This window comes from Acinetobacter sp. YH01019 (genome assembly GCF_013420285.1).
GTDB classification, from domain to species: domain Bacteria; phylum Pseudomonadota; class Gammaproteobacteria; order Pseudomonadales; family Moraxellaceae; genus Acinetobacter; species Acinetobacter gandensis.
Genome location: NZ_VOYM01000097.1, coordinates 1 through 8,973 on the forward strand (window position 1 = coordinate 1; position 8,973 = coordinate 8,973).

Sequence of the window (8,973 nt, forward strand, 5' to 3'; positions counted from 1 at the left end):
TTATGCCATTTTTCTTTATACTGTCACTTAGGCAGGCTGGACACTTGATTTCTAGAGTTATTCGCATTTCTCTATTTTATCAAAATCCAACCTGCTTTTTTTCAGCATACTTTTTGAAACACCACCAAATCAATATGTGCCATTTTATAGTGCTTGCGAAATTCAGGTTTTAAAATAAAACCGATACTGCAGGTTTTCCACTCTTGCTGGCTTAATCCTTTTGTTATGTGTGGTTTAAGCAGACGATACTTTGAGGCATGTGAGGAATAGAGCTGGGCTTTGCACAGCGTATTACGCTGCACCATGCTATTCAGCTTTATTCCCATACTTTGTATGGAGATGGTCTGGCTGGTGACCACAAGTTTCATATTCATGGCAATACAAGCCAGCATGAGGATGAGCGACACCATTAACCAACCTGACAGGGATTGAGCTAATAAATACTGAATTAGACTACTAATATCTTGAACCATATTGAAGTTATTGAGTGAATGCTGCGCCAAAACAATAAATATGGCAGGGCTAAAGATCAGCCCAATGAAATAACGCGGCAGATAGTGACATTGAAATAGGGGATATTCAGTTGCTGTGTCCATGAACCCTCACCTCAAAAAAAATATAGATAGGGGTGTACTGCTATTTCTAGTGCGCGACTGTTCTATTACGAGACAGAGAGTGCCTAGAGACAGGGAATACCTAGAATTGTTATAAACTTGACTCCAATTAAATGGCATATTGATTTTTAATGCTTGTTTTAGCACGTTATTTTCTTACATTTTTTCTTTTATTGGTCTTTACTGTATTCACTTATTTTAAGTTTTTAGGTTGACTTGGGTTTAGCGGTTTTTGTTGTAGATTTGAGTCTGAAAGTAAATCTTGTTAGGCAAATTTTTGGATTTAAATTTTTACTCTTTCTCTTTTTATATCAAATTCCGTTGCCTATATTTCACTGCAATCAGGGTTTTCTATTGATTATATAGACTAAATTTATTTGATTGTTTAGGCACAATTTTTGCTGTTTGTTATTAAATTTATTTTAATGAATGGTAAAAAATGGACTATCAAATTCATCAATGTACAGAAAATACAGCAGCCGAGTTCCTGATTTTATCTTCAGGCTTGGGTGGTCATGCGAGTTTCTGGAAACCACAAATTGAGGCATTAACCCAATATTTTCATGTGTTGAGTTATGACCAGGAAGGCTGCCATGCAGATTCCGTTCTTTTACCAGAGGGGTATGCAATTACCGATCTGGCAAAACAGTTACTGGAAATTATAAAACTGGAAAAAATTCAGGATTTTCATTTTATCGGTCATGCCATTGGTGGATTTATTGGGGCAGAGTTGGCGGTATTGATGAAGTCATCTGAAATGACATTATTAAGTCTGACTTGTATCAACTCATGGGATGAGCTCGATCCACATACCCAAAAATGTTTTGAAGCCCGGATTCATTTATTAAAATCAGCAGGTGCAGAAGCTTATATACGGGCGCAGGGGCTATTTCTATATCCACCGGCATGGATTTCAAAAAATCACCAGCATTTAAATACGCTGGAAAATATTCAACTTGAAGATTTTCCACCGGCTGCAAATGTATTGAAGCGCATTGAGGCTGCACAGAAATTCAGGATCAATGAACAGCACATCCAAGCCTTGCAATATAGCCAATTACACTTCATAGCCAATCAAGATGATTTTTTAGTGCCCGTCCACAAGTCGAGTGATTTAAAGAACGCGCTTGGTCATGGACAACTTAGTATTCTTGCTTCAGGAGCACATGCATCCACGGTCACAGAGCCTGAATTATTGAATAAAACCATGCTTCAATTTTTCCAAAATCATTTTTTTAAAGTGGTTTCATTATCGAATTAAGCAGGCTTATTTACAGCAATAACCAGTAAATTTTTTATCCAACCGTGATTTTTAAGATCGCGGTTTTTTAATTCATTTTTTCATAAAAATAATTCGATATCGATCAATGCCGCATTTTCAAATTTTAAAGATTATGCATTTTTTTGGAGCCATTATCGCTAAAACAGTGCACGTGTTTTATAGGTTATTTTACTGTTTGTTAAAATAAAATATTTACAAATTATTGAAAAATATAATTTTAATAATGTTGGCATAGCATTTGCTAAATATTAACTATAAAAGTTCAAGTGGGTTGCTTGAAGCATGTTTATAACCAAATGGTAAAAATGAGGTGTTAATAATGAAAATAGGCGTCTTTTGTCCAATCGGAAATAATGGTTGGTTACTGTCTGAAAATGCACCGCAATATAAACCCAGTTTTGAAATGAACAAGCAAATTGTGCAACGTGCAGAACATTATGGTTTTGACTTTGCACTCTCGATGATCAAGCTGCGTGGCTTTGGCGGGAAAACCGAATTTTGGGATCATAACCTCGAGACATTTACTTTAATGGCTGGCCTTGCTGCAGTGACCAGCAAAATTAAAATTTATGCCACAGCGGCAACTTTGGTGATGCCGCCTGCAATTGTGGCACGTATGGCATCCACCATTGACTCCATTTCCAATGGGCGGTTTGGGCTAAATGTAGTAACGGGATGGCAAGCGCCTGAATATAAACAAATGGGCATGTGGCCGGGTGATGAATACTTTGCGAAACGTTACGACTATTTATCTGAATATGTCGAAATTTTACGTGAGCTTTGGGCGACGGGTAAATCAGACTTTAAAGGCGAGCATTTTCAAATGGATGATTGCCGGGTCAGTCCAGTTCCACAAGCCGATATGAAAATCATTTGTGCAGGGCAGTCCGATACGGGGTTGGAGTTTTCGGCTAAATATGCAGACTACAACTTTGTCTTTGGTAAAGGTCTAAATACACCGAAGGCTTATGCAGACATCAATGATCGCTTAAAGGCACATACCGATAAAACCGGGCGCGATGTGCAAACTTATGTGCTGTTTATGGTGATTGCGGCAGAGACTGATGAACAAGCTTTTGCAAAATGGCAAAGCTATAACGATGGGGCAGATGTCGAGGCGATTAACTGGCTGATGAACCAAGGCGGTAAAGATACCAAATCTGGCGCCGATACCAATATTCGTCAAATGGCATCCAGTGTTTCACCCGTCAATATCAATATGGGCACCATTGTCGGTTCTTATGAAAATGTCGCAAATATGCTGGATGAAATTGGTGAAATTGAAGGAACTGAAGGCATTCTTTTAACTTTTGATGATTTTATTCAAGGCGTAGAAGATTTTGGCCAAAAAATTCAGCCTTTGATGAAATGCCGTGAGCATATTGTAGTTGAAGGTGAAGTAGCTCAAGTTTCAGCTTTGGAGAAGTCAGCATGAATAGCAATGAATCTTTAGAAAATGTGGTTTGTGCAGGATTTACTCAAGCCGCTGGTACTGGAAAAGTGTTAAAGGCAGCACCTGAAGCGATTCAACTGGCAGCTGAGCAAACTGCATTAATCGTGATTGACATGCAAAATGCCTATACCTCAAAAGGCGGCTATTTAGACTTGGCGGGTTTTGATGTTTCAAAAACCAAGCCTGTAGTGGAGAACATTAAAAAAGCGGTGGATGCCGCGCATGCATCAAACATTCAAGTGATTTATTTCAAAAATGGCTGGGATGATCAGTATGTCGAAGCAGGCGGCGTGAATTCTCCTAATTTTCATAAATCCAATGCCTTAAAAACCATGCGTAAACAGCCTGAATTACAAGGGAAATTGCTGGCTAAAGGCGGCTGGGACTTTGAGTTGATTGATGAACTTAAACCTCTAGCCCAAGACATCGTGATTGAAAAGCCCCGTTATAGCGGTTTCTTTAATACCGCACTGGACAGCATGCTCAGAAGTCGTGGCATTCGCAATCTGGTGTTTGTAGGCATTGCCACCAATGTCTGTGTGGAATCGACCTTAAGAGACGGTTTTTTTCTGGAGTATTTTGGTGTGGCACTGGACGATGCCTGTTATCAGGCAGGGCCAGGGGAAGCACATGAAGCTAGTTTATATAACATTAAAACCTTTTTTGGTTGGGTATCCGACACAGCAAACTTTGTTGAAACCTTTCAAACCCATTCCAATCTTTTAGAAAAATCAGCTTAAAACTTTTACAGGGGAACATCATGCCGAAAGAAATTATTTTACCAGCAGGTACCGCTAAGCCACTTGCACCGTATGTACCTGCGACTAAAGCAGACAATATTGTTTATGTGTCGGGCACTTTGGCCTTTGATGAAAATAACAATGTCGTGCATGTGGGAGATGCAGCCGCACAAACCCGTCATATTTTGGAAATCATCAAAAAAGTCATTGAAACTGCGGGTGGGACCATGGATGACGTGACCTTTAATCATGTCTTTGTCAAAGACTGGACCGATTATGCTGCGATCAATACAGTTTATGCGGAATATTTTCCGGGTGATAAACCAGCACGCTATTGCGTACAGACGGGCTTGGTGAAACCGGATGCTTTAGTTGAAATCGCATCTATTGCCCATGTTTAAATCAAAAAATTCTTAAAAAAAACAGATGTAAATAATATCCATAAAGGACAAAACTGAAATTCGAATTCAACCATGAATAATCGAATTGCAGTGATGGAGGTAGTGATGAACAGTAAAATCATGTCGGTTCAATCTGCAAAAGATTTAGTACAACATGCACAAAATTTTCAAATGATGGCGCATGAAGCGCATACAGAAATTGATCAGGCGACTTTTAGACAGGGCATGTCCAATTTGGGTGCAGCCGTCAATGTGATTACCACAGATGGTGCAGCGGGTCAGGCAGGATTTACCGCTTCTGCAGTGTGTAGCGTCACCGATTCACCACCGACTTTATTGGTCTGTTTAAACCGTTCAGCATCAGTATTTGAAACATTTAAAACCAATAAAGTGCTTTGTGTAAATACGCTAGCCTCGCATCAAACTGAATTATCGAATATTTTTGGTGGAAAAACACCCATGTCGGAACGATTCTTGCGTGGTAAATGGTCAACACTGATCACACAGGCACCGGTGTTAGAAGATGCACTGGTGTCGTTTGATTGTGAAGTGGTGCAAAGCATGTCGGTCGGCAGTCATGATGTACTGATCTGTCAGGTCAAAGCCATGAAACAAAATGAAGGCAGGAATGCATTGATGTATTTCAATCGTGCGTATTGCGAGCCACAACCCATGAACTAATCCAATATTCCTAATTGAGGGGAGGGGAAACCCATGCAAAAAAAAGAATCGTGGTTTCCAGAATTTAAGCCTTATCAAGGCAATTTAGATACAACACCAGTCCAAATGGATGAATATTTACCTGCGGGGAAAAGTATTGTTTTAGGGCTACAACATGCTTTTGCAATGTTTGGTGCAACGGTGCTTGCACCGTTATTGATGGGTTTCGATCCGAACTTGACCATTTTAATTACCGGGATCGGGACCATTTTATTTTTCCTGATTACCGGCGGGCGCATGCCGAGTTATTTGGGTTCCAGTTTTGCTTTTATTGGTGCGGTCGCCGCGGCAACTGGTTATGCCGGTGCAGGATCTAATCCCAATATTGCCTTGGCGCTCGGCGGAACCATCGTTTGTGGTTTGATTTATGCCGGCATCGGTTTGATTGTCATGAAAACTGGCACCCGCTGGATTGAAAAACTGATGCCGCCGATTGTGACGGGCGCAATTGTAATGATTATTGGATTGAACCTTGCGCCAGTGACTATCAAAAGTGTATCTGCAAGTTCATTCGATACCTGGATGGCAGTGGTCACCATTATCTGTATTAGTGTAGTCGCGGTGTTTACCCGAGGGATGGTACGCCGTTTATTACTTTTACTTGGTATTGTTGCGGCCTATTTCATTTATTTCCTGATGACCAATGTCATGGGTTTTGGTACGCCGATTAATTTCAGCATCATTTCTGAAGCAGCCTGGATTGGTTTGCCAACTTTTCATAGTCCTGTTTTTAATGCCAATGCCATTTTATTAATTGCACCTGTGGCACTAATTTTAGTGGCTGAAAACCTGGGTCACTTTAAAGCGGTATCGGGCATGACCGGCAAGAACCTGGACCCGTATATGGGCCGTGCATTCTTTGCAGATGGTGTATGTACCTCAATGTCAGCATCGGTGGGTGGTACAGGTATGACCACTTATGCCGAAAATATTGGCGTGATGGCGGTCACTAAGGTCTATTCAACGACGGTATTTGTCATTGCCGGTGTGTTCGCGATTTTACTCGGTCTCTCACCTAAATTTGGTGCCGTGATCAGTACCATTCCAGTGGCATTATTGGGCGGTGCATCCATCATGGTATTTGGTTTGATTACCGTGGCCGGCGCAAAAATCTGGATTGACAACAAAATAGATTTCACCAAAAACAGCACTTTAATTATTGCTGCAGTCAGCCTGATTATGGGGGCTGGTAACTTTAGCCTGAAAATTGGCATCTTCGATTTAGGCGGGATTGGAACTGCAACTTTAGCTGCAATTGCCCTGAACCTGTTTTTAAATCGCGGGGAAGATGCAAGCAGTTCAGTCGGTGAAAATACAGCAAACTCAGTTACACCTGTGGTCAATCAATAGGAGTTCATTTTGAATCAGACAATTGCATTTATTGGACTCGGGGCAATGGGATGGCATATGGCCTCCCATCTTCCTAAACTTGGACACGAAGTTTGGGTCTGGAACAGAACGCAAGCCAAGGCAGACCATCATTCAATTCGCTTTCAAACCCAATCTGTAGATATAGAAAAAGCGGTACAGGCCGATTTTATTTTTTCTTGCCTACCGACCAGTGCAGATATAGAACAACTGATTGCAATGCATCCACCCAAGCCAGGCAGTATCTGGATTGATTGCACCAGTGGTGTTCCACAATCGGCTCAAATCTTAAGTCAAAACCTGAAAAAATTGGGTGTGGAATATTTAGATGCCCCTGTTTCAGGTCAAACCATCGGTGCGGAAAAGGGCACTTTAAGCGTCATGATTGGTGGTGATGTTGATGCCTTTGAAAAAGCTAAACCGATCATTGCTGCATTTTCAGGTTTGATTGAATATGTTGGGGAAAGTGGTTCAGGTTTTGCGGTAAAAGCCATAAATAATACCTTGATGGCCACCCATTTATGGGCTTTGGCAGAAGGCTTAACCGTGCTTAAATCCAAAGGGGTAGATTTGTCTGCTGCCTTGAATTGTATCAATCACTCCAGTGGCAAAAGCAGTATCTCTGAAAATATTATGGGGCAACGGGTACTCAACCGCAGTTTTGATAAAACCTTTGCTTTGGATTTATTGCAGAAAGATATTGGCATTGCAGTCGATTTGATTCAGGAGCAATCGTTGAATCTTCCGAGTATGCATTTGATTCAGCAGCAATTTGCTTTCTTTGAGAAGGAGTCTGCGCGTCAACTGGATTTTTCTGCCGCTGTACAGGGGCTGGAAAAAATCAGTCAAATCGAGTTGCGGTAAATATAGAGCGCCTCAGATTAAATGATTCATTAAAAACCCGGATTAAAAAGTCCGGGTTTTTTATTTGAAGCGCTTTTGTAATGAAGTTATTTAGTTGGACTATTTTATAAAATATTTAGAGAAGATTATAAGTACAAGTATTTTAAGTCCTGTTCGAATTATTAGGTTGTTGATATTTGTTTTAAATTTATCCAATTAAACCTATAATTTAAAAAGATAATATAAAGAAAACCAAGGGTATTTATGAAAGGGCAGATATTGGATTTTTCCATTCAGACCAATTCGGGAGTGATCAGTGGTGATGATCAAAACCGTTATCAATTTTCTGGCGCGCACTGGCGTGGGCAAGTTCCACCTGCACGGGGGCAGAAAGTTGATTTTACCGTGGATGGAACAGGTCAGGCCAATGACATTTATATCCTCAGTTCACCTTTAGTATTTCCAACTCAAGTGGGCGATAAAAACAGGATTATTGCAGCAATCTTGGCATTTTTTCTCGGCGGTTTCGGTATTCATAAATTTTATTTGGGGCAAATCGGCTGGGGCATTGTTTATCTGATTTTCTGCTGGACCTTTATTCCAGCCTTGGTGGCTTTCATCGAGTTCATTATTTACTTATGTACCTCAGATGAAGATTTTGCCCGTAAATATGGCTAAATAATGATTGAATAAAAGGGCGATATCGCCCTTTTTTTGTCTGCTTTATTTAGCAGGTTGTCCCCATTGATTATTTTCTTGTTTGGTGTCTGAAGCCAGCCAGATAATTAATAGAATGGCACCAATCAGAGGGATAAGTGCAATTAAAGACCACCAACCTGAGCGACCTGTATCATGTAAGCGTCGAACTGCTGCTGCAAAGCTTGGAATAAAGAGCGCCAATGCCACAATGGCATAAAAGACAAATTCAGTGCCGAGTATGGCATCAATGATTTGAGCAACAATTAAAATAATAAATTGAACTAAAACAAAGTACCAATATTCTTTACGACGAGCACGCCCTGTAAAAGTCGCATAATTTTTTAAACATTTAACAAACCAGTCAATCATGTTGAATTGTTCTTCAGCTTTATTCTGATCAGAAAGTTTGTCTAATTGATTGGAAATATTCTGTACAGGGTTGCTGTGACCCAATGCGGTAAAGATTTGAATTGCACTACCGGCATTATCGATATCAAAATCCACACGATCGCCACGAGTAGGTGGGCGTTGTCCACGCCATTCTGCACCGGTAAAATTGTAGCGATTTTGGTCATCGCCACTGATAATGCCTGTATTGGTCTGGATTGAAAAATCTAGAATTTGCCCTTTCATTATTAGTCTCTATTTTTATGGATATTAAGTCGTAAATGTAGTGTTGTTATTCAATTTTATAATAATAGAGCTATTTGAAAAATAAATATATTATGGTGGTGTTTCAAAAAGTATGCTGAAAAAAAGCAGGTTGGATTTTGATAAAATAGAGAAATGCGAATAACTCTAGAAATCAAGTGTCCAGCCTGCCTAAGTGACAGTATAAAGAAAAATGGCATAA

The 8,973-nt window shown here is 40.2% G+C and carries 10 protein-coding genes; 8 read left to right on the forward strand and 2 right to left on the reverse strand.

Annotated features, from left to right (window positions below; all coding sequences use genetic code 11):
- Positions 1-101: 101 nt before the first annotated feature.
- A complete protein-coding gene (locus tag FTT84_RS15595; protein ID WP_180081736.1) occupies positions 102-596 on the reverse strand; it encodes a hypothetical protein in 495 nt (164 codons plus the stop codon).
- A 457-nt stretch (positions 597-1,053) separates the two neighbouring features.
- On the opposite strand from FTT84_RS15595, the gene rutD reads away from it, so the two are divergent.
- The 8 genes from rutD (at position 1,054) to FTT84_RS15635 (ending at position 8,099) form a co-directional block, all read left to right on the forward strand.
- On the forward strand, positions 1,054-1,875 hold the full coding sequence (gene rutD / locus FTT84_RS15600; RefSeq protein ID WP_180081740.1) for a pyrimidine utilization protein D: 822 nt from the start codon (positions 1,054-1,056) through the stop codon (positions 1,873-1,875).
- Positions 1,876-2,215: 340 nt separating this feature from the next.
- Complete coding sequence (gene rutA / locus FTT84_RS15605; protein WP_180081747.1) at positions 2,216-3,331, forward strand: pyrimidine utilization protein A; 1,116 nt, start codon at positions 2,216-2,218, stop codon at positions 3,329-3,331.
- Positions 3,328-4,089: a pyrimidine utilization protein B gene (gene rutB, locus FTT84_RS15610; RefSeq protein WP_180081749.1), complete on the forward strand. Its 762-nt coding sequence runs from the start codon at positions 3,328-3,330 to the stop codon at positions 4,087-4,089. Before rutA ends, rutB begins: the two co-directional genes overlap by 4 nt.
- 20 nt (positions 4,090-4,109) lie before the next feature.
- Positions 4,110-4,490, forward strand: a complete 381-nt coding sequence (gene rutC, locus FTT84_RS15615; protein WP_180081751.1) for a pyrimidine utilization protein C — start codon at positions 4,110-4,112, stop codon at positions 4,488-4,490.
- A 171-nt stretch (positions 4,491-4,661) separates the two neighbouring features.
- The gene (gene rutF, locus FTT84_RS15620; RefSeq protein WP_257223427.1) at positions 4,662-5,171 is read left to right on the forward strand and encodes an NADH-dependent FMN reductase RutF; all 510 of its coding nucleotides are present in this window, start codon (positions 4,662-4,664) and stop codon (positions 5,169-5,171) included.
- Between the two features lie 33 nt (positions 5,172-5,204).
- Positions 5,205-6,560, forward strand: a complete 1,356-nt coding sequence (rutG, locus tag FTT84_RS15625; RefSeq protein WP_180081755.1) for a pyrimidine utilization transport protein G — start codon at positions 5,205-5,207, stop codon at positions 6,558-6,560.
- A 9-nt stretch (positions 6,561-6,569) separates the two neighbouring features.
- Positions 6,570-7,442, forward strand: coding sequence for an NAD(P)-dependent oxidoreductase (locus FTT84_RS15630; protein ID WP_180081756.1), 873 nt, complete (start codon positions 6,570-6,572; stop codon positions 7,440-7,442).
- Positions 7,443-7,685: 243 nt separating this feature from the next.
- Positions 7,686-8,099: a TM2 domain-containing protein gene (locus FTT84_RS15635; RefSeq protein ID WP_171533333.1), complete on the forward strand. Its 414-nt coding sequence runs from the start codon at positions 7,686-7,688 to the stop codon at positions 8,097-8,099.
- Between the two features lie 45 nt (positions 8,100-8,144).
- On the opposite strand, the gene FTT84_RS15640 is transcribed toward FTT84_RS15635, so the two are convergent.
- Entirely contained in the window at positions 8,145-8,753 is a 609-nt protein-coding gene (locus FTT84_RS15640) for a DUF805 domain-containing protein (protein WP_180081757.1), read from the reverse strand.
- Between the last annotated feature and the right edge of the window lie 220 nt (positions 8,754-8,973).

Excerpts from the sequence above, each read along its gene's own strand:
- FTT84_RS15595 (WP_180081736.1), bottom strand. The coding sequence starts at position 596 with ATGGACACAGCAACTGAATATCCCCTATTTCAATGTCACTATCTGCCG.
- rutG (WP_180081755.1), top strand. The coding sequence starts at position 5,205 with ATGCAAAAAAAAGAATCGTGGTTTCCAGAATTTAAGCCTTATCAAGGC.
- rutA (WP_180081747.1), top strand. The coding sequence starts at position 2,216 with ATGAAAATAGGCGTCTTTTGTCCAATCGGAAATAATGGTTGGTTACTG.
- rutD (WP_180081740.1), top strand. The coding sequence starts at position 1,054 with ATGGACTATCAAATTCATCAATGTACAGAAAATACAGCAGCCGAGTTC.
- rutF (WP_257223427.1), top strand. The coding sequence starts at position 4,662 with ATGATGGCGCATGAAGCGCATACAGAAATTGATCAGGCGACTTTTAGA.
- FTT84_RS15635 (WP_171533333.1), top strand. The coding sequence starts at position 7,686 with ATGAAAGGGCAGATATTGGATTTTTCCATTCAGACCAATTCGGGAGTG.
- rutC (WP_180081751.1), top strand. The coding sequence starts at position 4,110 with ATGCCGAAAGAAATTATTTTACCAGCAGGTACCGCTAAGCCACTTGCA.
- rutB (WP_180081749.1), top strand. The coding sequence starts at position 3,328 with ATGAATAGCAATGAATCTTTAGAAAATGTGGTTTGTGCAGGATTTACT.
- FTT84_RS15640 (WP_180081757.1), bottom strand. The coding sequence starts at position 8,753 with ATGAAAGGGCAAATTCTAGATTTTTCAATCCAGACCAATACAGGCATT.